The organism is Klebsiella sp. GW_Kp181 (genome assembly GCF_040062315.1).
Classification (GTDB): Bacteria; Pseudomonadota; Gammaproteobacteria; order Enterobacterales; family Enterobacteriaceae; genus Klebsiella; species Klebsiella oxytoca.
Window position 1 is genome coordinate 51,147 of record NZ_JBEAFR010000063.1, and the last position, 25,523, is coordinate 76,669.

The following is a 25,523-nucleotide window of genomic DNA, read 5'->3' on the forward strand; positions in this document are numbered from 1 at the left end:
AGTGAAAGAGATGGCGCACGACGAACAACGTTGGCTCACTCCCAGGCTACAAAAAGCCGCGGCCCTGTGTAACCAGATGCCTGCGAACAGCGGTTCGCCGCTGTGGCTGGGCGTGGATTTAGGCACCTGCGATGTCGTGTCGATGGTGGTCGATGGCGATGGCCAGCCGGTTGCAGTGTGCCTGGACTGGGCTGACGTGGTGCGCGACGGCATCGTCTGGGATTTTTTCGGCGCCGTCACCCTCGTGCGCCGCCATCTCGACGTTCTTGAACAGCAGCTCGGCTGCCGCTTCACCCACGCGGCGACCTCTTTTCCACCGGGTACCGACCCGCGTATTTCGATCAACGTACTCGAATCTGCCGGCCTGGAAGTTAGCCACGTGCTGGATGAACCGACCGCGGTGGCGGATCTGCTGCAGCTTGATAACGCCGGCGTGGTGGATATTGGCGGCGGTACCACCGGCATCGCCATCGTTAAGCAGGGTCTGGTGACCTACTCCGCCGATGAAGCGACCGGTGGCCACCATATCTCTCTGACCCTCGCCGGAAATCGTCGCATCCCGCTGGAAGAGGCGGAGCAGTACAAGCGCAGCAACGCGCAGGAGATCTGGCCTGTGGTGAAGCCGGTGTACGAAAAAATGGCGGAGATCGTTGCTCACCATATTGAAGGACATGGCATTGCCGATTTATGGCTGGCGGGCGGCTCCTGTATGCAACCGGGCGTGGACGCGCTGTTTCGCAAACGCTTCCCGGAATTACGGGTGCATTTACCGCAGCACAGCCTGTTTATGACCCCGCTGGCGATAGCCAGCAGCGGAAGAGAGAAAGCGGAGGGAATCTATGCAAGCTGAACTGCAGACGGCGCTCTTTCAGGCGTTCGATACCCTGAATCTACAGCGGGTGAAAACCTTCAGCGTGCCGCCGGTAACGCTGTGCGGCCTCGGCGCGCTGAGCGCCTGCGGACAGGAGGCGCAAGCGCGGGGCCTAAGCCATCTGCTGGTGATGGTCGATAGTTTCCTGCATCAGGCGGGAATGACCGCCGGGCTTGCTCGCAGCCTGGCAATGAAAGGGGTGACGATGACCGTCTGGCCCTGTCCGCCGGGAGAACCGTGCATTACCGACGTCTGCGCGGCGGTGGCGCAGCTGCGCGAGTCGAAGTGCGACGGCGTGGTGGCCTTTGGCGGCGGTTCGGTGCTGGACGCGGCGAAAGCGGTCGCGCTGTTAGTCACCAACCCGGAGCAGACATTAAGCGCGATGACGGAAAGCAGCGTACTGCGCCCGCGTCTGCCGCTGATTGCGGTGCCGACCACCGCCGGAACCGGCTCGGAAACCACCAACGTGACGGTGATTATCGATGCAGTCAGCGGGCGTAAGCAAGTGCTGGCCCATGCCTCGCTCATGCCGGACGTGGCGATTCTCGACGCCGCCCTGACCGAAGGCGTTCCGCCACAGGTGACGGCAATGACCGGGATTGACGCGCTGACCCACGCCGTTGAGGCATACAGCGCGCTCAACGCGACGCCCTTCACCGACAGCCTGGCGATTGGCGCGATAGCGATGATCGGCCGGTCGCTGCCGAAGGCCGTTGGCTACGGCCAGGATCTTGCCGCGCGCGAAAGTATGCAGCTGGCTTCCTGTATGGCGGGGATGGCCTTTTCCAGCGCGGGTCTGGGCTTATGTCATGCGATGGCGCATCAGCCTGGCGCAGCGCTGCATATTCCGCACGGCCAGGCCAACGCCATGCTGCTGCCGACGGTGATGGAGTTTAACCGCATGGTGCGCCGCGAGCGTTTCAGCCAAATCGGCCGGGCGTTAACCGGCAAGAAAACCGACGATCGAGAGGCTATCGCCGCCGTACGCGAGCTGATCGCTGAAGTGGGCCTGAGCAAACGACTCTCGGATGCCGGCGCGATGGCTGAACATTTCAGCGCATGGGCGCAGGCGGCGCAGGAGGACATTTGTCTGCGCACTAATCCACGCACCGCCAGCCGGGAGCAGATTATCGATCTGTACGCGGCGGCGCACTGATGCGGCGTTAACCCCGGCTGATTATCCCGGAGGCGACGCTGCGCGTCTGTCCGGGCTACCAGCCCGTAGCCCGGGCAAGGCGCAAAGCGCCGCCCCCGGGAGAAGTGCGCAAAACGTTACAGAATTTCCCGGAGGCGATGCCGGGCTACCGTCCTGGCGTTGGTTGTATGCCCATGGGACGTCTTTACACATAACGAATGACAGGGAGTAAGGGCTATGGGAATTAACGAAATCATCATGTACATCATGATGTTCTTTATGCTGATTGCCGCCGTGGACAGGATCCTGTCGCAGTTTGGCGGCTCGGCGCGCTTTCTCGGCAAGTTTGGTAAAAGCATTGAGGGCTCCGGCGGCCAGTTCGAAGAGGGGTTTATGGCGATGGGGGCGCTGGGCCTGGCGATGGTCGGGATGACCGCACTGGCGCCGGTACTGGCGCACCTGCTCGGGCCGGTGATTATTCCGCTGTATGAAATGCTCGGCGCCAACCCGTCGATGTTTGCCGGCACGCTGCTGGCCTGCGATATGGGCGGTTTCTTCCTCGCCAAAGAGCTGGCGGGCGGCGACGTGGCGGCGTGGCTCTATTCCGGCCTGATCCTCGGGGCGATGATGGGGCCGACGCTGGTGTTCTCCATTCCGGTCGCGCTCGGCATCATCGAACCCTCTGACCGCCGCTACCTGGCGCTGGGCGTGCTGGCCGGGATCGTTACGATTCCGATCGGCTGTATCGCCGGCGGTCTGGTGGCCATGTACTCCGGCGTGGAGATTAACGGTCAGCCGGTAGAGTTTACCTTCGCGCTGATCCTGATGAATATGATCCCTGTGCTTATCGTCGCGGTACTGGTCGCGCTGGGGCTGAAGTTTATTCCGGAAAAAATGATCAACGGCTTCCAGATCTTCGCCAAATTTCTGGTGGCGCTGATCACCATCGGCCTGGCGGCAGCGGTCATCAAGTTCCTGCTGGGATCTGATCCCGGGGCTTGATCCGATCTTTATGGCTCCCGGCGACCAGCCCGGCGAGGTGATGCGCGCCATTGAAGTCATTGGCTCGATATCCTGCGTGCTGCTCGGCGCTTATCCGATGGTGCTGCTGCTGACCCGCTGGTTTGAAAAGCCGCTGATGCGTGTCGGTAATCTGCTGAAAATCAATAACATGGCCGCCGGAGGCATGGTGGCGACGCTGGCCAACAACATCCCGATGTTCGGCATGATGAAACAGATGGATACTCGCGGCAAAGTCATTAACTGCGCGTTCTCCGTCTCCGCCGCTTTCGCGCTGGGCGACCATTTAGGCTTCGCCGCCGCCAACATGAACGCCATGATCTTCCCGATGATCGTCGGCAAGCTGATCGGCGGCGTTACCGCCATTGGCGTGGCGATGCTGCTGGTGCCGAAAGATGAAAACGCACCGGCGGCGGCGACCACCGAAGCGGAGGCGCAATCGTGAAAACTCGCCAGCTGCTGAGCGTCGGCATCGATATCGGCACCACCACCACTCAGGTGATCTTCTCCCGCCTTGAGCTGGTTAACCGTGCGGCGGTGTCGCAGGTGCCGCGCTACGAATTCATCAAACGCGAAATTAGCTGGCAAAGCCCGGTCTTCTTTACCCCGGTTGATAAACAGGGCGGTCTGAAGGAGGACGAACTCAAGGCGCTGATTCTGGCGCAGTATCAGGCCGCAGAGGTTGCCCCAGAATCGGTGGACTCCGGGGCGATCATTATCACCGGCGAAAGCGCGAAAACCCGCAACGCAAGGGCGGCGGTGATGGCGCTCTCGCAGTCGCTGGGTGACTTTGTGGTGGCCAGCGCCGGGCCGCATCTGGAATCGGTGATTGCCGGTCACGGCGCCGGGGCGCAAACCCTTTCTGAACAGCGGATGTGCCGGGTGCTGAACATTGATATCGGCGGCGGTACCTCAAATTACGCGCTATTTGAAGCGGGAAAAGTCAGCGCCACCGCCTGCCTGAACGTTGGCGGACGCCTGCTGGAGACCGACGGCCAGGGACGCGTAGTTTATGCCCATCAGCCGGGGCAAATGATCGTCGATGAGGTTTTTGGCGCAGGCGCCGATGCGCGCGCGTTGAGTGCTTCGCAGTTAGCGCGGGTAGCGCGTCGGATGGCGGATCTGATCGTCGAAGTTATCGACGGCACGCTCTCTCCGCTGGCGCAACGGCTGATGCAAACCGGCCTGCTGCCCGCAGGCGCGGTACCCGAGGTGATTACCCTTTCCGGCGGAGTGGGCGAGTGCTACCGCAACCAGCCTGCCGACCCGTTCTGTTTTGCGGATATCGGACCGCTGCTGGCCACGGCGCTGCACGAGCATCCGCGGCTGCGGAAGATGAACGTGCAGTTTCCGGCGCAAACCGTGCGCGCCACGGTGATTGGCGCCGGCGCGCATACGCTCTCCCTTTCCGGCAGCACCATCTGGCTGGAAGGGGTTCAGCTCCCGCTGCGCAATCTGCCGGTGGCGATCCCGCTTGATGAATCCGATCTGCTGAGCGCCTGGCAGCAGGCGCTGCTGCAGCTCGATCTGGATCCGGGATCGGATGCTTACGTGCTGGCGCTTCCTGCTTCGTTGCCGGTGCGCTACGCCGCCCTGCTGGTGGTGATTGACGCGCTACTGGCTTTTGTCGCGCGCTTTCCCAATCCACATCCCCTGCTGGTGGTGGCCGAGCAGGACTTTGGCAAAGCGCTGGGCATGCTGCTGCGCCCGCAGCTGCAACAACTCCCGCTGGCGGTCATCGATGAGGTGAGCGTACGGGCGGGGGACTATATCGACATTGGTACGCCTCTTTTTGGCGGATCGGTTGTGCCGGTGACGGTGAAATCACTCGCATTTCCTTCCTGAGGGAACGACTTATGAAATTAAAGACCACATTGTTCGGCAATGTTTATCAGTTTAAGGATGTAAAAGAGGTGCTGGCTAAAGCCAACGAACTGCGTTCGGGGGATGTGCTGGCGGGCGTGGCGGCAGAAAGTTCGCAGCAGCGCGTAGCGGCGAAGCAGGTGCTCTCCGATATGACGGTCGCCGATATTCGTAATAACCCGGTGATCCCTTATGAAGAGGACTGTGTGACGCGCCTGATTCAGGACGATGTCAACGAAACCGCTTATCAGCGGATTAAAAACTGGACCATCAGCGACCTGCGCGAATACGTGCTCAACGATGAAGTCACCAGCGACGATATTGCGTTTGTGCGCAAAGGGCTGACCTCAGAAGTGGTGGCGGCGGTGGCGAAGGTCTGTTCCAACGCCGACCTGATTTACGGCGCAAAGAAAATGCCGGTGATTAAAAAAGCCAACACCACCATCGGCCTGCCGGGCACCTTTAGCTGTCGCCTGCAGCCGAACGATACCCGCGATGACGTGCAGAGCATTGCGGCGCAAATCTACGAAGGGCTCTCGTTCGGCGCGGGCGATGCGGTGATCGGCGTTAACCCGGTGACCGATGACGTGGAGAACCTGACCCGCGTCCTCGATACCGTCTACGGCGTTATCGACAAGTTTAATATCCCGACTCAGGGCTGCGTGCTGGCGCACGTCACTACCCAGATTGAAGCGATCCGCCGCGGCGCGCCGGGAGGGCTTATTTTCCAGAGCATCTGCGGCAGCGAAAAGGGGCTAAAAGAGTTCGGCGTGGAGCTGGCGATGCTCGATGAAGCGCGGGCGGTCGGCGCCGAGTTCAACCGTATCGCCGGAGAAAACTGCCTCTATTTTGAAACCGGGCAGGGCTCGGCGCTGTCGGCTGGCGCGAACTTCGGCGCCGATCAGGTGACGATGGAGGCGCGCAACTATGGCCTGGCGCGGCACTACGATCCGTTCCTCGTCAATACCGTTGTGGGCTTTATCGGGCCGGAGTACCTCTATAACGACCGGCAGATTATTCGCGCCGGTCTCGAAGATCACTTTATGGGCAAGCTGAGCGGCATCTCGATGGGCTGCGACTGCTGCTACACCAACCATGCTGACGCCGATCAGAATCTCAATGAAAACCTGATGATTCTGCTCGCCACCGCCGGTTGCAACTACATCATGGGCATGCCGCTCGGCGACGACATCATGCTCAACTATCAGACCACCGCGTTTCACGATACCGCCACCGTCCGTCAGCTGCTGAATCTACGGCCGTCTCCGGAGTTCGAACGCTGGCTGGAAACCATGGGTATTATGGCAAACGGTCGTCTGACCCAACGGGCGGGCGATCCGTCACTGTTCTTTTGATGACGCGGGGATGACACATGATGGATCAAAAGCAGATTGAAGAAATTGTACGTAGCGTGATGGCGTCAATGGGACAACCGCAGACGGCCGCAGCGGCGCCTCAGGCTGCGGCGACGAAGTGCGCCAGCCAGTATGAGGTCGCGGCGGAAAGCTGCGCGCTGGATTTAGGATCGCCAGAGGCTAAAGGCTGGATTGGCGTGCAGCAGCCGCATCGCGCGGAAGTGCTGGCCGAACTGAAACGCAGCACGGCGGCGCGCGTTTGCACCGGCCGTGCCGGCCCGCGTCCGCGCACCCTCGCGCTGCTGCGCTTCCTCGCCGACCATTCGCGCTCTAAGGATACGGTGCTGAAAGAGGTTCCGGAAGAGTGGGTGAAAAACCAGGGATTGCTCGAGGTGCGTTCCGAGATTAGCGACAAGAACCTCTACCTTACGCGCCCGGATATGGGCCGTCGCCTGAGTCCGGAAGCGATTGACGCGCTGAAGGCGCAGTGCGTGGCGAATCCTGACGTTCAGGTAGTGGTATCCGATGGCCTCTCTACGGACGCGATTACCGTCAACTATGAAGAGATCCTGCCGCCGCTGCTGTCGGGGCTGAAGCAGGCCGGGCTGAAGGTCGGTACGCCGTTCTTCGTCCGCTACGGACGGGTCAAAATTGAAGATCAGATTGGCGAAATCCTCGGCGCGAAGGTCGTCATCCTGCTGGTAGGCGAGCGTCCCGGGCTGGGGCAGTCGGAAAGCCTCTCCTGTTACGCCGTGTATTCGCCGCGCGTGGCAACCACCGTCGAAGCGGACCGGACCTGTATTTCCAATATTCACCAGGGCGGCACGCCGCCGGTAGAAGCCGCTGCGGTGATCGTCGATTTGGCCAAACGCATGCTGGAGCAGAAAGCTTCCGGCATCAATATGACTCGTTAAGGAGGCATCATGCCTGCATTAGATTTAATTCGCCCTTCGGTGACGGCCATGCGCGTGATTGCTTCGGTAAATGACGGCTTTGCCCGCGAGCTTAAATTACCGCCGCATATACGTAGCCTCGGACTCATCACGGCGGATTCGGATGATGTGACCTATATTGCCGCTGACGAAGCGACAAAACAGGCGATGGTTGAAGTGGTTTACGGGCGCTCCCTCTACGCTGGCGCAGCTCACGGCCCGTCGCCAACCGCAGGGGAAGTGCTGATTATGCTGGGCGGCCCGAACCCGGCGGAAGTTCGCGCTGGCCTGGACGCGATGATGGCGCATATCGAAAGCGGAGCGGCGTTTCAGTGGGCCAACGATGCCGAAGATACGGCGTTCCTGGCGCACGTGGTGTCGCGTACCGGCTCTTATCTCTCGTCTTCTTCAGGCATCGCGCTGGGCGATCCGATCGCCTATCTGGTGGCGCCGCCGCTGGAGGCCACTTTCGGCATTGACGCAGCGATGAAATCGGCCGACGTGCAGCTGGTCACCTACGTGCCGCCGCCGTCGGAAACCAACTATTCGGCCGCCTTCTTGACGGGGAGCCAGGCCGCCTGTAAGGCAGCCTGCAATGCCTTTACCGATGCCGTTCTGGATATTGCCCGTCATCCAATCCAGCGCGCGTAAGGGGGAAGCGATGATCAACGCCCTGGGATTACTGGAAGTTGACGGCATGGTCGCCGCCGTTGATGCGGCGGATGCGATGCTGAAGGCGGCCAACGTGCGGCTGCTCAGCCATGAGGTTCTCGACCCCGGCAGGTTAACCCTCGTGGTGGAAGGCGACCTGGCGGCGTGCCGGGCGGCACTGGATGCCGGAAGCGCTGCGGCGCAGCGTACGGGGCGCGTTGTTAGCCGTCGGGAGATAGGGCGCCCGGAAGAGGACACCCAGCGGCTGATCGGCGGCTTTCAGCCGCAGCCGGAAGCCCCGCAGCCACCGGTGATAGCGGAGTCCTCTGAGCCTTTACTGGCGCTGCTGGCATCGACGCGTCAGGGAATGACGGCAGGGGAGGTGGCCGCCCATTTTGGCTGGTCGCTTGACGAAGCCAGAAAGGCGCTGGAACAGCTGTTTTCTACCGGATCGTTGCGTAAACGCAGTAGTCGCTATCGTCTAAAAAATTAACCAGTCGGAGGTGCCGGGAACGCGAGAGCGCTCCCGGTTGATAAGATCATGAAAAAGAAAACACCGGCCAGCCTGCACCATCTTTATCATGAAGCATTACCCGAAGACGTTAAATTGACGCCGATGGTCGAGGTGGATAACGTCCACCAGCGGCGGACCACCGATGTCTATGAACATGCCCTGACGATTACCGCCTGGCAGCAGATTTACGATCAGCTGCATCCGGGGAAATTTCACGGTGAATTTACCGAAATCTTGCTCGATGATATTCAGGTTTTTCGCGAGTATACCGGTCTGGCGCTGCGTCAGTCCTGCCTGGTATGGCCGAACTCTTTTTGGTTCGGCATCCCGACAACCCGCGGCGAGCAGGGGTTTATAGGATCGCAGTGTCTCGGCAGCGCCGAGATCGCCACCCGACCCGGCGGCACCGAGTTCGAACTCAGCACGCCGGATGATTACACCATTCTGGGAGTGGTTATCTCAGAGGATGTCATTTCCCGTCAGGCCAGCTTCCTGCATCACCCGGAGCGGGTGCTGCATATGCTGCGTAACCAGTCGGCGCTGGAGGTCAAAGAGGAGCACAAGGCAGCGCTATGGGGCTTTGTGCAGCAGGCGCTGGCGACGTTTAGCGAGAATCCGGAAAACCTTCATCAGCCCGCTGTGCGCAAGGTATTGGGCGATAATCTCCTGCTGGCGATGGGGGCGATGCTGGAGGAGGCGCAGCCGATGGTCACCGCCGAGAGCATCAGCCATCAGAGCTACCGGCGGCTGCTTTCCCGGGCGCGGGAGTACGTGCTGGAGAATATGTCGGAGCCGCTGACGGTTCTCGATCTGTGTCAGCAGCTGCACGTTAGCCGCCGCACGCTGCAAAATGCCTTTCACGCGATTCTGGGGATCGGGCCGAACGCCTGGCTGAAGCGCATTCGTTTGAACGCGGTGCGCCGGGAGCTGATTAGCCCGTGGTCGCAGAGCGCAACGGTGAAAGATGCCGCGATGCAGTGGGGCTTTTGGCATCTGGGCCAGTTCGCCACCGATTATCAACAGCTGTTCGCCGAGAAACCGTCGTTGACGCTGCATCAGCGGATGCGGCAGTGGGTTTGATTACGCGTTATTTACCGGCTGGCGAATCGTGCCGTCATCGTAGGCCTGATAAGCGTAGCGCCATCAGGCAAAACAGCGCCGTATCTGGCCTACGGATCGCACCATCTGGCAACTTTAAACCCAATCACGTACCTGAATAAATTCGCTTAGCGCGGCCTCCGGGCTGCCCGCTTCCGGCTGGTAGTCGTATTCCCAGCGCACCAGCGGCGGCATCGACATCAGAATGGACTCGGTACGGCCGCCGGTTTGCAGACCAAACAGGGTACCGCGATCCCACACCAGGTTGAACTCCACGTAGCGCCCGCGACGGTAGAGCTGGAAATCGCGCTCGCGCTCGCCCCAGACTCTCTCTTTACGCCGCTCGACAATCGGCAGATACGCCTCGGTGAAGCCGTTGCCCACCGCCTGCATAAAGTCGAAACAATGGTCAAAGTTCGGGGTATTCAAATCATCGAAAAACAGACCGCCGATGCCGCGCTGCTCGTTACGATGCTTGAGGAAAAAGTAGTCGTCACACCACTTTTTATAGCGCGGATAAACCTCTTCACCGAAGGGCTGGCAAAGATCGCGGGCGGTACGATGCCAGTGAACGGCATCTTCTTCAAAACCGTAGTAGGGGGTTAAATCAAAGCCGCCGCCGAACCACCATACCGGATCGGCACCCGCTTTTTCCGCGATAAAAAAGCGCACGTTGGCGTGGCTGGTAGGGATGTACGGGCTGCGTGGGTGTACGACCAGCGAGACGCCCATCGCTTCGAAGCTGCGGCCTGCCAGTTCAGGACGATGCGCGGTTGCGGAAGCCGGCATTGCATCACCGTGCACGTGGGAAAAATTCACGCCAGCCTGCTCAAAGATACCGCCATTGCGCAGCACCCGGCTGCGTCCGCCGCCGCCGCCTTCCCGCTGCCAGCTATCCTCGATAAATTCGCTACCGTCAACGGCGCTAAGCTTTTGGCAGATGTCATCCTGGAGCTGAAGAAGGAAAGCTTTTACCTGGTGCGCGTCGGGTTTCATTAACGTCTCTTCGAGTGGGCTTTCTGGTTATCGAACCAGTGGAAATAGCTGATAATGCCGTTGGCTATTGCCGTGGCGATTTTCTGGCGGAACGCGGTGGTGCCCAGCAGTTTTTCTTCGTTCGGGTTGGTAATAAACGACGTCTCCACCAGCACCGACGGAATTGATGGCGACTTCAGTACGACGAACGCAGCCTGTTCGGTATTGCGGCTGTGCAGCTTATGCACCGGCTTAATCTTTTTCAGGATATGCGAGCCGAGCGTCAGGCTGTTCTTGATGGTGTCCGTTTGCACCAGATCGAACAGCACTTGCTGCAACAGATGGTCTTTATCGGTCGTTTTCTTGCCGGCCACTTCATCCGCCCGGTTTTCGCGATCCGAGAGATACTTCGCCATGGCGCTACTGGCGCCGCGGTTGGAGAGGGCGAAAACGGAGGCACCGGCGGCGCTCGGGTTGGTGAAGCCATCGGCGTGAATCGACATAAAGAGATCGGCGCCGTGCTTATGGGCGATCTCCACGCGGTCATAGAGCGGAATAAAGGTATCGCCGCTGCGCGTAAGACGCGCATCGATACCGTTGTTGCGCAGGATGCTGCGCACGTTTTTGGCGATAGCCAGCACGACGTGCTTCTCTTTTGAACCGTTATGGCCGATTGCGCCGGTATCAATACCGCCATGGCCCGGGTCGAGCATCACGACGCGCCTGGCGCCTTTTTTCTTCGCTACGGGTTTGCTGTGCCCATTGGATGTTTTCAATGGCTGTTGTTCTTTCGCGCTGGCCTGAGAGGCGATCCCTGAAAGCGTCATTGCTGCCAGCCCGGCTTTCAGCACCTGGCGGCGCGAAGCAAGTATTTTTAATGGTTTAAAAGTGCTCATTCGGCCTGAATTGCAAACAAGTGGTGACTAATGTTATATCGTATCGTGTTTTTTGATACGACCATTCAAAATAAGAATTGTTTTACTTTTCATTTCAATACATGACAAAGTCATATTATGCCATTTTTTGCGGCTCATTGCGCCTGATATTGGCTAGCGGGCACAATCGCGCCATAATCTCTGTTTTTAACCGTTAATGGTGGGCAATACCATGGAGATACGCGTTTTTCGCCAACAAGATTTCGAAGAGGTTATTACCCTGTGGGAGCGCTGCGATCTCCTGCGGCCATGGAACGATCCGGAAATGGATATTGAGCGTAAGCTGAACCACGACGCCAGCCTGTTTCTGGTGGCCGAAGTTAACGGTGAAGTGGTTGGTACGGTGATGGGCGGTTACGACGGTCACCGCGGCTCCGCTTATTATCTCGGCGTGCATCCGGAATATCGCGGTCGCGGTATTGCTAACGCGCTGCTTAATCGGCTGGAGAAAAAGCTGATTGCCCGCGGCTGCCCGAAAATAAACATTATGATCCGCGAAGATAATGATGTGGTTCAGGGGATGTACGAACGCCTGGGCTATGAGCATTCGGACGTGCTGTGCCTCGGCAAACGCTTAATTGAAGATGAAGAATACTGAGTTTATCCCCGCCGATTTTGATACCCACGGCCGCCTGCGCCTGCCGTTCCTTTTTTGGTGCGTGCTGCTGCTTCAGGCGCGGACGTGGGTGCTGTTTCTGATGGCCGGCGCGTCGCGGCAGCAGGGTGACGCGCTGCTGAATCTGTTTTATCCGGATCACGATAATTTTTGGCTGGGATTGCTGCCCGGCATCCCGGCGGTACTGGCATTTCTCATCAGCGGACATCGTCAGCGTTTTCCTCGCCTCTGGCCGATGATGCGCTGGCTGCTGGTGCTTTCTCAGAGCCTGCTGCTGGTCTGGCAGCCGCTGCTGTGGCTGAGCGGAGAATCGCCCTCGGCGGTGACCATCTCCCTGCTGGCGGCGGATCTTTATGCGCTCTGGTGGCTGTTAAGCAACCGTCGGTTGAAAGCCTGTTTTCGCGAAGAGCAGGTTTAACGGCACTTTTTGCCGATCGCGCACTCCAACTTGCGTTGAATTAATCAGAAAGGACTGAGTCATGAAATCGCGACGTTTACTTCTCTGCGCATTACCGCTGGCGTTAACCGGCTGCTCGACGATGAGCTCGGTTAACTGGTCGTCGGCTTATCCGTGGAACTGGTTTGGTTCCTCTACGCAAGTAACCGAACAGGGCGTAGGCAACCTGACGGCGACAACGCCGCTGAACGAGCAGGCGATCGGCGATGCGCTCGGCAGCAGCTACCGCCTGCGCAGCGGCATGAAAACGGCTAACGGCAATATTGTGCGCTACTTCGAAGCGTTAAAAGATGACAAGATTGCGCTGACCATTAACGGCGAGAGCGGGACTATTAGCCGTATCGACGTGCGGGATAGCAACATTAAAGCCGCCAGCGGCGTGAAAATCGGGACCCCGTTTAGCGATATTTACAGCAAAGCGTTTGGCAACTGTCAGAAAGGCAGCAACGATAACGGTGCGGTGGTGGAGTGTAAGGCCGAGGGCAGCCAGCATATTAGCTATGCCTTTACCGGTAACTGGAGCGGCCCTGAGGAGTTAATGCCTTCCGATGACACGCTGAAAAACTGGAAGGTGAGCAAAATTATCTGGCGTCGCTAATTTGATCTGAAGTGATTCGACGTCCTGAAAAAGCGGGTACAATAGCGCCTTAAAAGCCACAGCGTTGTGGCTGTACTATTTCAGGAGGAGCGATGTCTCAGGTTCAGAGCGGCATTTTGCCGGAACATTGCCGTGCGGCGATTTGGATTGAAGCGAATGTCAAAGGCGATGTGGACGCACTGCGCGAAGCCAGCAGAGTGTTTGCCGATAAGTTAGCCACCTTTCAGACAAAATATCCGGAAGCTAAGCTGGGAGCAGTCGTCGCTTTCGGTCATCACGTCTGGCGCCATCTGAGCGGCGGCGTAGGGGCCGAAGAGTTAAAAGCGTTCCCGGGCTACGGTAAAGGTCTGGCTCCGTCGACCCAATATGATGTGCTGATTCATATCCTGTCCGCGCAGCATGAGCTGAACTTCTCTGTCGCTCAGGCGGCCATGTCCGCTTTTGGCGCCGCGATTGAGGTCAAAGAGGAGATTCACGGCTTCCGCTGGATTGAAGAGCGCGACCTCAGCGGTTTTGTTGACGGTACCGAAAACCCGGCGGGGGAAGAGACCCGTCGTGAAGTGGCGGTGATTCAGGATGGCGTGGATGCGGGCGGCAGCTACGTATTCGTGCAACGCTGGGAGCACAACCTCAAGCAGCTTAACCGCATGAGCGTTCCCGAGCAGGAGATGATGATCGGCCGTACCAAAGAGGCCAACGAAGAGATTGACGGCGATGCTCGACCGGAAACCTCTCACCTGAGCCGCGTGGATTTAAAAGAAGAAGGGAAAGGGTTGAAGATTGTGCGTCAGAGCCTGCCTTACGGTACCGCCAGCGGTACTCACGGCCTCTACTTTTGCGCCTACTGCGCGCGTCTGCACAATATTGAACAGCAGCTGCTGAGTATGTTCGGTGATACCGACGGTAAGCGCGACGCGATGCTGCGTTTTACCAAACCGGTGACCGGCGGATACTACTTCGCGCCGTCCCTGGATAGGCTGCTGGCGCTGTAAGATCTCCTCCTCACCCTCTCCCCGCAGGGAGAGGGAACCGTTCGGCGCGGTCGGCAAGCGTCGCCCGTTTTCCGGTTATGGATGCGTGATTCAGATAAGCTTTGCCATTCTCTTATTCTCTTTTCGACTTCCAAATCGCCAAACGGTATATAAAACCGTTACTCCTTTCATAGCCGTTATAAATATGATGATCAGCAGAAAATCATCATATTGATAAGGGTGCGCAATGGCCGTTAAATCACTGAAAAAAGGATATCTGGCGCTGGCTGCTTCTGTGCTGCTGGTTGCGCAGGCGCAGGCGACGGAACTGCTGAACAGCTCCTACGATGTTTCCCGCGAGCTGTTTGCCGCCCTTAACCCGCAGTTTGAACAGCAGTGGGCGAAAGATAACGGCGGCGATAAGCTGACGATTAAACAATCTCATGCCGGGTCATCAAAACAGGCGCTGGCAATTCTGCAGGGGCTTAAGGCCGACGTGGTGACCTACAATCAGGTGACCGACGTACAGATTCTGCACGACAAAGGCAAACTGATTCCCGCCGACTGGCAAAGCCGTCTGCCGAATAACAGCTCGCCGTTTTACTCCACCATGGGCTTCCTGGTGCGTAAAGGCAACCCGAAGAATATCCACGACTGGAATGACCTCGTGCGTTCCGACGTGAAGCTGATTTTCCCGAACCCAAAAACCTCCGGCAACGCGCGTTACACTTATTTAGCGGCGTGGGGCGCGGCGGACAAGGCTGACGGCGGCGATAAAGCGAAAACCGAGCAGTTCATGACCCAGTTCCTGAAAAACGTCGAAGTGTTTGATACCGGCGGTCGCGGGGCTACCACGACCTTCGCCGAGCGCGGTCTGGGCGATGTGCTGATCAGCTTCGAATCGGAAGTGAACAACATCCGTAAACAGTACGAAGATCAGGGATTTGAAGTGGTTATCCCGAAGACCAATATCCTGGCCGAATTCCCGGTGGCCTGGGTAGATAAAAACGTTCAGGCTAACGGAACGGAGAAAGCGGCGAAAGCCTATCTGAACTGGCTCTACAGCCCGCAGGCGCAGACGATCATCACCGACTATTACTATCGCGTGAACAACCCGAAGGTGATGGATTCGCTGAAAGATAAATTCCCGCAGACCGAGCTGTTCCGCGTGGAGGACCAGTTTGGCTCCTGGCCGGAAGTGATGAAAACCCACTTTGCCAGCGGCGGTGAGCTGGACAAACTGCTGGCGGCGGGGCGTAAGTAATGTTTGCTGTTGCCTCAAAGCGCGTGCTGCCGGGCTTTACCCTGAGCCTCGGCACCAGCCTGCTGTTCGTGTGCTTAATTCTGCTGCTGCCGCTGAGCGCGCTGGTAATGCAGCTCGCGGAAATGACCTGGAGTCAATACTGGGATGTGATCAGCAACCCGCAGGTGGTAGCCGCTTATAAAGTCACCCTGCTGTCGGCCTTTGTGGCGTCGATCTTTAACGGCGTATTTGGCCTGCTGATGGCGTGGATCCTCACGCGCTACCGCTTTCCGGGGCGCACGTTGCTGGACGCGCTGATGGATCTGCCGTTTGCGCTACCGACGGCGGTGGCGGGCCTGACGCTGGCCTCGCTGTTCTCCGTCAACGGCTTTTACGGTGAATGGCTGGCGAAGCTTGATATTAAAGTGACCTATACCTGGCTGGGTATTGCCGTGGCGATGGCCTTTACCAGTATTCCGTTTGTGGTTCGTACGGTGCAGCCGGTACTGGAAGAGCTGGGACCGGAATATGAAGAGGCGGCGGAAACCCTGGGCGCGACGCGCTGGCAGAGCTTTCGCAAAGTGGTGCTGCCGGAGCTTTCTCCTGCGCTGATGGCCGGCGTCGCGCTGTCGTTTACCCGCAGCCTGGGAGAGTTCGGCGCGGTTATTTTTATCGCCGGTAACATCGCGTGGAAAACGGAAGTGACCTCGCTGATGATTTTTATTCGTTTGCAGGAGTTTGATTACCCTGCCGCCAGCGCGATTGCTTCGGTGATCCTCGCGGCATCGTTACTGCTGCTGTTCTCAATCAACACCCTGCAAAGTCGCTTTGGTCGACGCGTGGTAGGTCATTAATGGCGATCGTTGCTCAATTAAAGCGTTATGACGCCCCCCGCATTAACTGGGGGAAATGGTTTTTGATCGGTATCGGGATGCTGGTTTCCGCCTTTATCCTGATTGTACCGATGGTCTATATCTTCGTGCAGGCTTTCAGCAAAGGTCTGATGCCGGTGCTGCATAACCTGGCCGATCCGGACATGCTGCACGCCATCTGGCTGACGGTGATGATCGCCTTAATTACCGTGCCGGTGAATCTGGTGTTTGGCACGCTGCTGGCATGGCTGGTGACGCGTTTTAACTTTCCCGGCCGCCAGCTGCTGCTGACGTTGCTGGATATTCCGTTTGCCGTCTCGCCGGTGGTGGCGGGGCTGGTTTATCTGCTGTTTTATGGCTCTAATGGCCCGCTTGGCGGCTGGCTGGATGAGCATAACCTACAGATTATGTTTGCCTGGCCCGGTATGGTGCTGGCGACCATTTTTGTGACCTGTCCGTTTGTGGTTCGCGAGCTGGTGCCGGTGATGATGAGCCAGGGCAGTAATGAGGATGAAGCGGCGATTCTGCTCGGCGCTTCGGGCTGGCAGATGTTCCGTCGGGTGACGCTGCCAAACATCCGCTGGGCGCTGCTGTATGGCGTGGTGCTGACTAACGCCCGCGCGATCGGCGAATTCGGCGCCGTATCGGTTGTTTCCGGCTCTATCCGCGGCGAAACCTTGTCGCTGCCGCTGCAAATAGAACTACTGGAGCAGGACTACAATACCGTTGGTTCGTTTACCGCCGCGGCTCTGCTGACGTTAATGGCTATTTTGACCCTGTTTTTGAAGAGTATGGTGCAATGGCGTTTGGCCAATCAGGAAAAACGCGCGCAACTGGAGGGAAATCATGAGCATTGAGATTGCCAATATTAAGAAGTCTTTTGGTCGCACCCAGGTGCTGAATGATATCTCGCTGGATATCCCTTCCGGACAGATGGTCGCGCTGTTGGGGCCGTCAGGCTCCGGGAAAACCACGCTGCTGCGCATCATTGCCGGGCTGGAGAATCAGTCCAGCGGGCACATTCGTTTTCACGGTACCGACGTCAGCCGGGTGCACGCTCGCGACCGTAAAGTTGGCTTTGTGTTTCAGCACTATGCGCTGTTTCGTCATATGACGGTGTTCGACAACATTGCCTTCGGCCTGACGGTGCTGCCTAAGCGTGAACGGCCAAATGCCGCCGGGATCAAAGCGAAAGTTACCAAACTGCTGGAGATGGTTCAGCTGGCGCATCTGGCCGATCGCTATCCGGCCCAGCTTTCCGGCGGACAGAAGCAGCGCGTCGCGTTAGCGCGCGCGCTGGCGGTCGAACCGCAAATTCTGCTGCTGGATGAGCCTTTCGGCGCGCTGGATGCCCAGGTACGTAAAGAACTGAGACGCTGGCTGCGTCAGCTGCATGAAGAGCTAAAGTTTACCAGCGTATTCGTTACCCACGATCAGGAAGAGGCGACCGAAGTCGCGGATCGCGTGGTGGTGATGAGCCAGGGCAATATTGAACAGGCGGATGCGCCCGATCGGGTATGGCGCGAGCCGGCAACCCGCTTTGTACTGGAATTTATGGGCGAAGTGAACCGCCTGAAAGGCACCATTCGCGGCGGACAGTTTCACGTGGGCGCGCATCGCTGGCCGTTAGGCTATACCCCGGCGTATCAGGGGCCGGTGGATCTGTTCCTGCGGCCGTGGGAAGTGGATATCAGCCGGCGCACCAGCCTGGATTCACCGCTGCCGGTACAGGTGCTGGAAGCGAGCCCGAAAGGCCACTACACCCAATTAGTTGTGCAGCCTCTCGGGTGGTATGACGAACCGCTCACCGTGGTGTATCAGGGCGAAGAGGCGCCGTATCGCGGGGAACGCCTGTTTGTCGGCTTGCAGAATGCCCGCCTGTACAACGGTCGTGAGCGTATTGAGCCGCGCGAGGAGCTTGCTCTGGCCGAATCGGCCTGATAGCTTAATCCGCATGTTTATCGCCGTTTTCGCAACGGCAGGATTGGGTAGCCCGGATAAGACGCCTGCGTCGCCATCCGGGGATGTTTGCAGGCCGGGTAAACGCTTCCCGGCCTTTTTATTGGGCAAAACCGTGAATACATTAGAACAAACAATCGGCAACACGCCTCTGGTGAAGCTACAGCGTCTGGGACCAGATAACGGCAGCGAAATCTGGGTCAAACTGGAAGGGAATAACCCGGCCGGTTCGGTAAAAGATCGCGCCGCGCTTTCGATGATTGTCGAAGCGGAAAAGCGCGGCGAAATTAAGCCCGGCGATGTATTGATTGAAGCAACCAGCGGCAATACCGGCATTGCGCTGGCGATGATCGCCGCGCTTAAAGGCTATCAGATGAAGCTGCTGATGCCAGATAATATGAGCCAGGAGCGACGTGCGGCCATGCGCGCCTACGGGGCGGAGCTGATCCTGGTCACCAAAGAGCAGGGAATGGAAGGGGCTCGCGATCTGGCGCTGGCGATGGCCCAGCGCGGTGAAGGCAAGCAGCTGGACCAGTTCAACAATCCGGACAATCCCTATGCCCACTACACCACTACCGGGCCGGAAATCTGGCGGCAGACAGAAGGGCGGATAACCCATTTTGTCTCCAGCATGGGCACCACCGGCACCATTACCGGCGTTTCCCGCTTTCTGCGCGAACAGGCTAAAGCGGTGAGCATCGTGGGGCTGCAGCCGGAAGAGGGCAGCAGTATTCCCGGCATTCGCCGCTGGCCTGCCGAATATATGCCGGGGATTTTTAATGCGCAGCTGGTGGATGCGGTGCTGGATATTCATCAACAGGACGCGGAAAACACCATGCGGATGCTGGCGGTGCAGGAAGGGATTTTCTGCGGCGTGAGTTCAGGCGGCGCGGTGGCGGGCGCGCTACGCATTGCCCGTGAAAATCCTGGCGCGGTAGTGGTAGCGATCGTTTGCGATCGCGGCGATCGCTACCTTTCGACCGGCGTATTTGGCGAAGAGCACTTTACCCAGGGCGCGGGGATCTAAACCTCGGGGGCGTCGAGCAGATCCGTACCGTAAGAGTTATCAACGGTACACAGCCAGCGCTTGCCCTGCTGCCGAAAGACGTAGGTTGCGCGGCGCGTAACCTGAGTTATCCCGGCTTCCGCTGTCGGTATATCCAGCCGGGTTTCCATGATCACCAGCGCATTGCCGCCGCCTTCAATAATCTCCATTTTCCCCTGCGTTACCACCAGCCGGTGCTGGAAATAGTCGGCAATGGCGATAAACGCTTTACGGATATTTTCTTTCCCCTTGACGACCATGCCCGGTTTGACCACCAGCGCGGCGTCGTCGGCGTAATACTCCATCAACGTCGCGTAATCTTCCTGGGAGATAGCGCGATCGCAGGCTTCAATGGCGGCTTTAAGCTGCGGATTGGGATTGTGCATTTCAGGCGATCCTTAAATTATCGGGCTTTAATAAAAGCATTTTGCTTACTTTTCCGTCAGCTTATCAAGGAATGTCCACAGCTTCTGATTCATTTCGCGGTAATCCCAGGCGCGCATCTCCTGTTCGCTGCGGATGAAGCGTCTGCCTCTGGCGGCGCTGAGCTCCTGCTGTGAATGGGCGATCAGCAGTTCGATGACCTCAGCGTCAAATTCCATATGGCACTGGAAGCCATAAACCCGATCGCGATATTTCACAATTTGCCGCGGGCAGCCTTCGCTGGAGGCCAGCACCTCCGCTTCCGGCGTCAGGCCAGGCATATCGTTATGCCAGTGGCCCACGACCAGCGACGGGCCAAAATGGGCCAGTTTGCCGTCCTGCAGGCCGGCGGTAGTGAGCGTTATCGGAAAGTGGCCAATCTCTTTTTCCGGACTTTGCATGACCGGCGCGCCCAGCGCTTCGCCGATAAGCTGCGAACCGAGACAAATCCCCACCACGATCCGCCCGGCGGCAATGGCCTGCGCAATCAAACGCTGCTCGGCGTGGGTATCAAAATATGGGCATTCGGCTAGGGTGGTACGCGGCGATTGCGGGCCGCCCAATACTACCAGCATATCAAAGGCGTTAGCGTTTTCCGGTAGCGCATCCCCGGCATAAACCCGCGACCAGCTAGTATTGTAACCGCGCGCCTGCGCCCAGTGCAGATAAGCTCCCGGCGCTTCAAAGACTTCATGGACGATAAAGTGGATCTGCATAGCGTTAACTCCCGTCACTGTTGTTGTAATATCTGACATAAGTCACTGGCGAGCTTATTAATTTCATCATCGCTGAGCGTAGCAAGCGACAGCCGCAGCCCGTGTGAAGGGGCGCGAATTCCGAACGTTTCGCCTTCGCGGACCAGCCAGCCAGCATGCGCCAGGCGAAGCGCTACCGGCTGGCTTGGTTCCTCCAGCGGAAACCAAAAGTTCAGGCCGTCTCCTGGCGTCAGGTGGGTTATTCCGCAGCGAGCGAGCGCGGCGATCAGCTTTTCATGTTGCCGACGATAGTGGCGGCGACTCTCCGTCAGTGATGCCATAAATGCGTCATCGTTAAGGCAGGCGATGACCAGATCCTGCAGCAGATGGCTGACCCACTGGCTACCGGAATTAAGCCTCAGGCGCAGCGCCGCCGACGTTTCGCAATCGCTGGCAACGATAGCCAGACGCATGTCCGGCCCAAGGGTTTTCGACAGCGAGCGTACCAGCGCCCAGCGCCGGCTTTCGGCGGCCAGCGGAGAGTGCCAGGGCGTTGAGGAGAGCAGGGCGAAATGGTCATCAATAATCACCAGAACCTGCGGATAGCGGGCCAGGATATCGCGTATCGCCCGGGCGCGGGGCTCGCTAAGGCTACAGCCCGTCGGATTATGCGCTCGCGGGGTGATGATCACCGCCCGGGCGCCGTTGCGCAGCGCCTCCTCAAGGGCATCAGGCTGCATGCCTTCAGCGTCGACCGGCACCGGCGAGGGGGTAAAGCCGGCATAGCGCAGCATATTAATGCTGCTGAGAAAGCAGGGATCTTCGATAGCCACGCTATCGCCCGGCAGCAGCAGGGCGCACAGCAGACGTTCGAGCGCATCGATAGCGCCGCTGGTGAGGTTAATCTCCGCGTCCACGCCTGAATCTTTGCTCATCCAGGCATGGGCCCACGCGGCCAGCCGTGGGTCAACCGCCGCATCGCCGTACAGGCGTGGAGCGGCGGCGATAGCGCTGAGGTAGTTTTTGACGTTCGCCAGGCGTGTGGGATCGGGGTTGCCGCTGGAGATATCTTTTAGCGGCGAAGAGGGATCGCCACCTTCAAGGGCGGGAAGCGTATTATGCGTCTTAATGGCCGTACCGTTACGCCCCTGGCTAATGGCCAGACCGGAGGTTACCAGTCGCTTATAGGCGGCGGCGACCGTATTGCGGTTAACCGACAGCTTGCCAGCCAGTTCGCGTACCGGCGGCAAAACATCGCCAGGCTTGAGTACGCCGCTTTGCACCAGATGGCGGATATTATCGAAGATCTCACTGGCAGTTTTTCCAACGATCATTATTGACCTATGACAAAATGAAATTTAGCATAGGACGAATGATAATCAGAGTATGACCCGCTGTCCAGCGGGGGGAGAAAGGATGGGCCAGCAGGATGAAATACAATCGGTGCTCTTCAACGATAAAAGTCGGGCACTACAGGTCGATATCGTGGCCGTGCAGTCGCAGGTGGTCTACGGCAGCGTAGGAAACAGTATTGCGATACCGGCGATAAAGCAGCACGGCCTGCGGGTTATCGCGGTGCCGACGGTGCTGTTCAGCAATACTCCGCACTATGACACCTACTATGGCGGCGTCATCCCGGAAGAGTGGTTTGCCGGTTATTTAAAGGCGCTGGAGGAGCGTGACGCCCTGCGCGAGTTGCGGGCGGTCACGACCGGCTATATGGGAAGCGCGGTGCAGATTAAGCGCCTTGCGCAATGGCTGCAGCGCATTCGCGAGCATCATCCCGAGCTGTGTATTCTCGTTGATCCCGTCATTGGCGATGTGGATAGCGGTATTTATGTTAAGGCCGAGATTCCGGAAGCCTATCGTACTCATTTGCTCCCGCTGGCGCAGGGAATCACGCCTAATCTGTTTGAACTGGAGACGCTAAGCGGACTGCCTTGCCATAATCAGCAGGAGGCGATTATCGCCGCCCGCAGCCTGCTTTCTGATTCGTTGAAATGGGTCGTTATTACCAGCGCGCCGGGAGCGGATAGCGCCACGATCAACGTGCTGGTGGTTAGCGCAGAGTCGGTCGAGGTGATCGAACATCCGCGCGTAGAAACCGACCTTAAGGGAACGGGCGATCTTTTTTGCGCCGAGCTGGCGAGCGGCCTGGTGTGCGGAATACCGCTGGGTGATGCCGCTCATGCCGCCGCGCAGCGGGTGCTGGCGGTAATGACCTGGACCGATGAACAGGGCTGCGACGAGCTTATTCTTCCGCCGTCAGGGGAGGGGATATGAAGAGCTATCGTTTAGTGGTTCGTCAGCAGGGAAGAGTCGTCGGCTATTTTGAGACGACCGGCAGCGAAGCGCTGGAGGATGTTTGCGAAGTGGGGTCGCTATTTGGCGCCGTTGGCGGATATCAGTGTGATTTGCAGGTTTCTGACAGCGAGAAGCGGATTCTGGAAAGCGGCCCTGAGGGGATGAAAATACTTTCGCGGGAGAAGTGCTATCGGCCATTTAAAGCGGCGAGATAAAAAAATGGCGCCCTGAGAGGCGCCATTCTTCTGCGGCAAGAATTACTTCTTGATGCGGATAACCGGAGTTTCACCCACGGTTACGCTACCGGACAGTTTGATCAGCTCTTTGATCTCGTCCATGTTAGAGATAACAACCGGAGTCAGGGTAGACTTGGCTTTCTCTTCCAGCAGCGGCAGATCGAATTCGATAACCGGGTCGCCGACTTTCACACGCTGGCCTTCTTCAGCGATACGTTTGAAGCCTTCGCCTTTCAGTTCAACGGTATCAATACCGAAGTGAACGAACAGCTCGATGCCGCTATCAGATTCGATTGAAAACGCATGGTTGGTTTCAAAAATTTTACCGATGGTACCATCTACCGGCGCAACCATTTTGTTGCCAGTAGGTTTGATAGCAATGCCATCACCCACAATTTTTTCCGCAAACACTACATCCGGCACGTCTTCGATGTTGACGATCTCGCCAGAGAGCGGGGCAACAATCTCAATAGTTCCGGTGTCTTTTTTGTCATCAGAAACCAGAGATTTCAATTTATCGAACAAACCCATGATCTTCTCCTAAGCAGTAATTTGGGCCGCGCATCTCGTGAATTAGCAGATTGTTTTTTCTTCAATGAACTTGTTAACCAGCGTCATTAACTCGTCCGTTGTCGGTTGAGCAAGAGCCTGCTCTGCTAATACCTTCGCATCTTCGAAGTTCGTGTTACGAATAATCTTCTTAATGCGCGGGATGGAAATGGCGCTCATAGAGAACTCGTCCAGACCCATACCCAGCAACAGAAGTGTAGCACGTTCATCGCCCGCAAGCTCACCGCACATGCCGGTCCATTTGCCTTCAGCATGAGAAGCATCAATAACTTGCTTAATCAGCGTCAGCACAGACGGGGACATTGGCTGGTAAAGATGTGAAATCATATCATTACCACGGTCAACTGCCAGAGTATACTGCGTTAAATCATTGGTACCGATACTAAAGAAATCAACTTCTTTGGCTAAGTGACGTGCAATAGTCGCAGCGGCAGGGGTTTCCACCATTACGCCAATCTCGATTGCTTCGTCAAATGCTTTACCTTCGTCGCGCAGTTCCTGCTTGTAGATTTCGATCTCTTTTTTCAGTGCACGCACTTCTTCAACAGAGATGATCATCGGGAACATGATGCGCAGTTTACCGAAAGCGGAAGCGCGCAGGATGGCACGTACCTGGTCGCGCAGAATTTCTTTGCGATCCATGGCGATACGCACTGCGCGCCAGCCGAGGAACGGGTTCTCTTCTTTCGGGAAGTTCATGTACGGCAGCTCTTTGTCGCCGCCGATGTCCATGGTACGAACAATAACGGCCTGAGAGCCGCATGCTTCGGCAACCGCTTTATAAGCCGCGAACTGTTCTTCTTCAGTTGGCAGCGAATCACGGTCCATGAACAGGAATTCAGTACGATATAAACCAACGCCTTCTGCGCCGTTACGCTCGGCACCTTCAACGTCGCGTACGGTACCGATATTGGCGCAAACTTCAACCTGATGGCCGTCCAGCGTAATTGCCGGCAGGTCTTTCAGCTTAGCCAGTTCCGCTTTCTCTTCAGCGACCTGAGCCTGCAGGTTACGCAGCTCTTCGATCTGCTGGTCGCTCGGGTTAACCAGAACCTGGTTATTTACAGCGTCGAGAATCAGATAATCGCCGTTTTTCACCTGGCTTGTGACGCTACCGGTGCCCACGATGGCCGGCAGTTCCAGAGAACGCGCCATGATGGAGGTGTGGGAAGTACGGCCGCCCGCGTCGGTGATAAAGCCCAGCACCTTGTTCAGGTTCAGCTGTGCGGTTTCAGACGGGGTGAGGTCTGCGGCAACCAGGATAACTTCATCCTGAATTGCGCTAAGATCGATGATGGCCAGGCCGAGAATGTTGCGCAGCAGGCGCTTACCGATGTCGCGTACGTCAGCAGCACGCTCTTTCAGGTATTCATCGTCCAGTTCTTCCAGGGCAGTAGCCTGACCTTCGATAACTTCATTGGCTGCCGCATCGGCAGTCATGTGCTTATCTTTAATCAGGGCTATGATTTCCTGCTCAAGCTCCTCATCTTCCAGCAGCATGATGTGCCCTTCGAAGATGGCTTCTTTTTCTTCACCGAAAGTTTCACCAGCTTTGGTTTTGATGACCTCCAGCTGGGCGGAGGCCTTGGTGCGGCCGTTCAGAAAACGTTCAACTTCCTGATCAACCTTATCGGCAGAAATTTTCTTCCGGTCGATGACAATTTCATCTTCTTTCAGCAGAAGAGCCTTGCCGAAAGCGATACCCGGGGATGCTAAAATGCCTGAAATCATAACCCTACCTTACTTGTGACTGATATTAAAAAGAACCCGTGAACTTACTCGAGTTCAGCCATCAGTTTAACCAGATGCTCAACTGCTTTTTGCTCATCTTCGCCTTCGGCAGAGAGAGTTACAACGGTACCCTGGGTCAGGCCCAGAGTCTGCAGTTTGAACAGGCTTTTGGCGCTGGCGCTTTTGCCGTTGGAGGTTACAGTGATCTCAGAAGTGAAGCCTTTTGCTTCTTTAACAAACTGAGCAGCAGGGCGGGTGTGCAGACCGTTCGGAGCGGTAATAGTAACTTCTTGCTGGAACATTATATTTCCCCAACTTATAGGTTTAGTGTTGTGGACCTAAAGTTTAGCCTAACGGCCAAACTTTAGCCTGTATCGTTAGCGCCGGCATTACGTGTCCGGCTTCGGCACCAGCAGCTGAGAATCGCTGTGGAAACCTTCAGGCCGTTAACGTC

Annotated in this window: 27 protein-coding genes and 1 pseudogene; 20 read left to right on the plus strand and 8 right to left on the minus strand. The window is 57.5% G+C overall.

What is annotated here, in order from left to right:
* The first annotated feature begins 10 nt into the window (after positions 1–10).
* The 9 genes and pseudogenes from eutJ (at position 11) to eutR (ending at position 9,421) form a co-directional block, all read left to right on the plus strand.
* A complete protein-coding gene (eutJ, locus tag ABLV11_RS16020; RefSeq protein ID WP_023329898.1) occupies positions 11–850 on the plus strand; it encodes an ethanolamine utilization protein EutJ in 840 nt (279 codons plus the stop codon).
* Positions 840–2,027 carry an ethanolamine utilization ethanol dehydrogenase EutG gene (gene eutG, locus ABLV11_RS16025; protein WP_126489407.1) on the plus strand — a complete coding sequence of 396 codons (1,188 nt, stop codon included), beginning with the start codon at positions 840–842 and terminating at the stop codon, positions 2,025–2,027. The genes eutJ and eutG overlap by 11 nt, the downstream gene beginning before the upstream one ends.
* Positions 2,028–2,243: 216 nt before the next feature.
* Positions 2,244–3,471 (plus strand): annotated as a pseudogene (gene eutH / locus ABLV11_RS16030) (ethanolamine utilization protein EutH).
* Positions 3,468–4,871: an ethanolamine ammonia-lyase reactivating factor EutA gene (gene eutA, locus ABLV11_RS16035; protein WP_151386476.1), complete on the plus strand. Its 1,404-nt coding sequence runs from the start codon at positions 3,468–3,470 to the stop codon at positions 4,869–4,871. The pseudogene eutH and the gene eutA overlap by 4 nt, the downstream one beginning before the upstream one ends.
* Before the next feature lie 11 nt (positions 4,872–4,882).
* Positions 4,883–6,244 (plus strand): ethanolamine ammonia-lyase subunit alpha, encoded by a 1,362-nt coding sequence (gene eutB / locus ABLV11_RS16040; RefSeq protein WP_004104373.1) that lies wholly within the window; start codon positions 4,883–4,885, stop codon positions 6,242–6,244.
* A 20-nt stretch (positions 6,245–6,264) separates the two neighbouring features.
* A complete protein-coding gene (gene eutC / locus ABLV11_RS16045; protein ID WP_105890717.1) occupies positions 6,265–7,158 on the plus strand; it encodes an ethanolamine ammonia-lyase subunit EutC in 894 nt (297 codons plus the stop codon).
* A 9-nt stretch (positions 7,159–7,167) separates the two neighbouring features.
* Positions 7,168–7,827, plus strand: a complete 660-nt coding sequence (gene eutL / locus ABLV11_RS16050) for an ethanolamine utilization microcompartment protein EutL (protein WP_004104369.1) — start codon at positions 7,168–7,170, stop codon at positions 7,825–7,827.
* Positions 7,828–7,837: 10 nt separating this feature from the next.
* Positions 7,838–8,320, plus strand: a complete 483-nt coding sequence (gene eutK, locus ABLV11_RS16055; protein ID WP_016809547.1) for an ethanolamine utilization microcompartment protein EutK — start codon at positions 7,838–7,840, stop codon at positions 8,318–8,320.
* A gap of 48 nt (positions 8,321–8,368) precedes the next feature.
* Positions 8,369–9,421 (plus strand): HTH-type transcriptional regulator EutR, encoded by a 1,053-nt coding sequence (gene eutR, locus ABLV11_RS16060; RefSeq protein WP_023329894.1) that lies wholly within the window; start codon positions 8,369–8,371, stop codon positions 9,419–9,421.
* Positions 9,422–9,535: 114 nt separating this feature from the next.
* Here the strand turns inward: eutR and hemF are convergent, their stop codons facing one another.
* On the minus strand, positions 9,536–10,435 hold the full coding sequence (gene hemF, locus ABLV11_RS16065; RefSeq protein WP_004104363.1) for an oxygen-dependent coproporphyrinogen oxidase: 900 nt from the start codon (positions 10,433–10,435) through the stop codon (positions 9,536–9,538).
* Complete coding sequence (gene amiA, locus ABLV11_RS16070) at positions 10,435–11,310, minus strand: N-acetylmuramoyl-L-alanine amidase AmiA (RefSeq protein ID WP_004104362.1); 876 nt, start codon at positions 11,308–11,310, stop codon at positions 10,435–10,437. The genes hemF and amiA overlap by 1 nt, the downstream gene beginning before the upstream one ends.
* A gap of 211 nt (positions 11,311–11,521) precedes the next feature.
* On the opposite strand from amiA, the gene ABLV11_RS16075 reads away from it, so the two are divergent.
* From ABLV11_RS16075 to cysM, 9 genes are all read left to right on the plus strand, one after another.
* Entirely contained in the window at positions 11,522–11,947 is a 426-nt protein-coding gene (locus tag ABLV11_RS16075) for a GNAT family acetyltransferase (protein WP_004104360.1), read from the plus strand.
* Entirely contained in the window at positions 11,934–12,383 is a 450-nt protein-coding gene (locus ABLV11_RS16080) for a DUF2919 domain-containing protein (protein WP_004104358.1), read from the plus strand. Before ABLV11_RS16075 ends, ABLV11_RS16080 begins: the two co-directional genes overlap by 14 nt.
* Before the next feature lie 61 nt (positions 12,384–12,444).
* The gene (locus tag ABLV11_RS16085; protein ID WP_032728609.1) at positions 12,445–13,020 is read left to right on the plus strand and encodes an RpoE-regulated lipoprotein; all 576 of its coding nucleotides are present in this window, start codon (positions 12,445–12,447) and stop codon (positions 13,018–13,020) included.
* A gap of 92 nt (positions 13,021–13,112) precedes the next feature.
* Positions 13,113–14,012 (plus strand): Dyp-type peroxidase, encoded by a 900-nt coding sequence (locus ABLV11_RS16090; RefSeq protein WP_070555679.1) that lies wholly within the window; start codon positions 13,113–13,115, stop codon positions 14,010–14,012.
* 226 nt (positions 14,013–14,238) lie between these two features.
* The gene (gene cysP, locus ABLV11_RS16095) at positions 14,239–15,255 is read left to right on the plus strand and encodes a thiosulfate/sulfate ABC transporter substrate-binding protein CysP (protein ID WP_004104352.1); all 1,017 of its coding nucleotides are present in this window, start codon (positions 14,239–14,241) and stop codon (positions 15,253–15,255) included.
* Positions 15,255–16,088, plus strand: a complete 834-nt coding sequence (gene cysT / locus ABLV11_RS16100; RefSeq protein ID WP_004104350.1) for a sulfate/thiosulfate ABC transporter permease CysT — start codon at positions 15,255–15,257, stop codon at positions 16,086–16,088. The genes cysP and cysT overlap by 1 nt, the downstream gene beginning before the upstream one ends.
* The gene (cysW, locus tag ABLV11_RS16105) at positions 16,088–16,963 is read left to right on the plus strand and encodes a sulfate/thiosulfate ABC transporter permease CysW (protein WP_004104348.1); all 876 of its coding nucleotides are present in this window, start codon (positions 16,088–16,090) and stop codon (positions 16,961–16,963) included. Before cysT ends, cysW begins: the two co-directional genes overlap by 1 nt.
* Positions 16,953–18,047, plus strand: a complete 1,095-nt coding sequence (cysA, locus tag ABLV11_RS16110) for a sulfate/thiosulfate ABC transporter ATP-binding protein CysA (protein ID WP_004104347.1) — start codon at positions 16,953–16,955, stop codon at positions 18,045–18,047. The genes cysW and cysA overlap by 11 nt, the downstream gene beginning before the upstream one ends.
* 133 nt (positions 18,048–18,180) lie before the next feature.
* Complete coding sequence (gene cysM, locus ABLV11_RS16115; protein WP_151386510.1) at positions 18,181–19,092, plus strand: cysteine synthase CysM; 912 nt, start codon at positions 18,181–18,183, stop codon at positions 19,090–19,092.
* On the opposite strand, the gene ABLV11_RS16120 is transcribed toward cysM, so the two are convergent.
* From ABLV11_RS16120 to ptsJ, 3 genes are read right to left on the minus strand one after another with little or no spacing between them, the layout of a single operon-like run.
* Positions 19,089–19,496, minus strand: coding sequence for a nuclear transport factor 2 family protein (locus tag ABLV11_RS16120; RefSeq protein WP_004104344.1), 408 nt, complete (start codon positions 19,494–19,496; stop codon positions 19,089–19,091). The genes cysM and ABLV11_RS16120 overlap by 4 nt on opposite strands.
* Before the next feature lie 45 nt (positions 19,497–19,541).
* A complete protein-coding gene (locus ABLV11_RS16125) occupies positions 19,542–20,249 on the minus strand; it encodes a type 1 glutamine amidotransferase (RefSeq protein WP_032728601.1) in 708 nt (235 codons plus the stop codon).
* Positions 20,250–20,263: 14 nt separating this feature from the next.
* Complete coding sequence (ptsJ, locus tag ABLV11_RS16130; RefSeq protein WP_032728599.1) at positions 20,264–21,562, minus strand: transcriptional regulator PtsJ; 1,299 nt, start codon at positions 21,560–21,562, stop codon at positions 20,264–20,266.
* Between the two features lie 82 nt (positions 21,563–21,644).
* Here ptsJ and pdxK point away from each other — a divergent pair, with 82 nt between their 5' ends.
* Positions 21,645–22,511, plus strand: a complete 867-nt coding sequence (gene pdxK, locus ABLV11_RS16135; RefSeq protein ID WP_004114329.1) for a pyridoxine/pyridoxal/pyridoxamine kinase — start codon at positions 21,645–21,647, stop codon at positions 22,509–22,511.
* Positions 22,508–22,747 (plus strand): hypothetical protein, encoded by a 240-nt coding sequence (locus tag ABLV11_RS16140; RefSeq protein ID WP_032728597.1) that lies wholly within the window; start codon positions 22,508–22,510, stop codon positions 22,745–22,747. Before pdxK ends, ABLV11_RS16140 begins: the two co-directional genes overlap by 4 nt.
* Positions 22,748–22,789: 42 nt before the next feature.
* Here the strand turns inward: ABLV11_RS16140 and crr are convergent, their stop codons facing one another.
* Genes crr through ptsH form a run of 3 tightly spaced genes read right to left on the minus strand, consistent with a single transcriptional unit; the run spans position 22,790 to position 25,371 of the window.
* The gene (crr, locus tag ABLV11_RS16145) at positions 22,790–23,299 is read right to left on the minus strand and encodes a PTS glucose transporter subunit IIA (protein WP_000522253.1); all 510 of its coding nucleotides are present in this window, start codon (positions 23,297–23,299) and stop codon (positions 22,790–22,792) included.
* Between the two features lie 42 nt (positions 23,300–23,341).
* Positions 23,342–25,069, minus strand: a complete 1,728-nt coding sequence (ptsI, locus tag ABLV11_RS16150) for a phosphoenolpyruvate-protein phosphotransferase PtsI (protein ID WP_004104336.1) — start codon at positions 25,067–25,069, stop codon at positions 23,342–23,344.
* A gap of 44 nt (positions 25,070–25,113) precedes the next feature.
* Positions 25,114–25,371, minus strand: a complete 258-nt coding sequence (gene ptsH / locus ABLV11_RS16155) for a phosphocarrier protein Hpr (protein ID WP_002913505.1) — start codon at positions 25,369–25,371, stop codon at positions 25,114–25,116.
* Between the last annotated feature and the right edge of the window lie 152 nt (positions 25,372–25,523).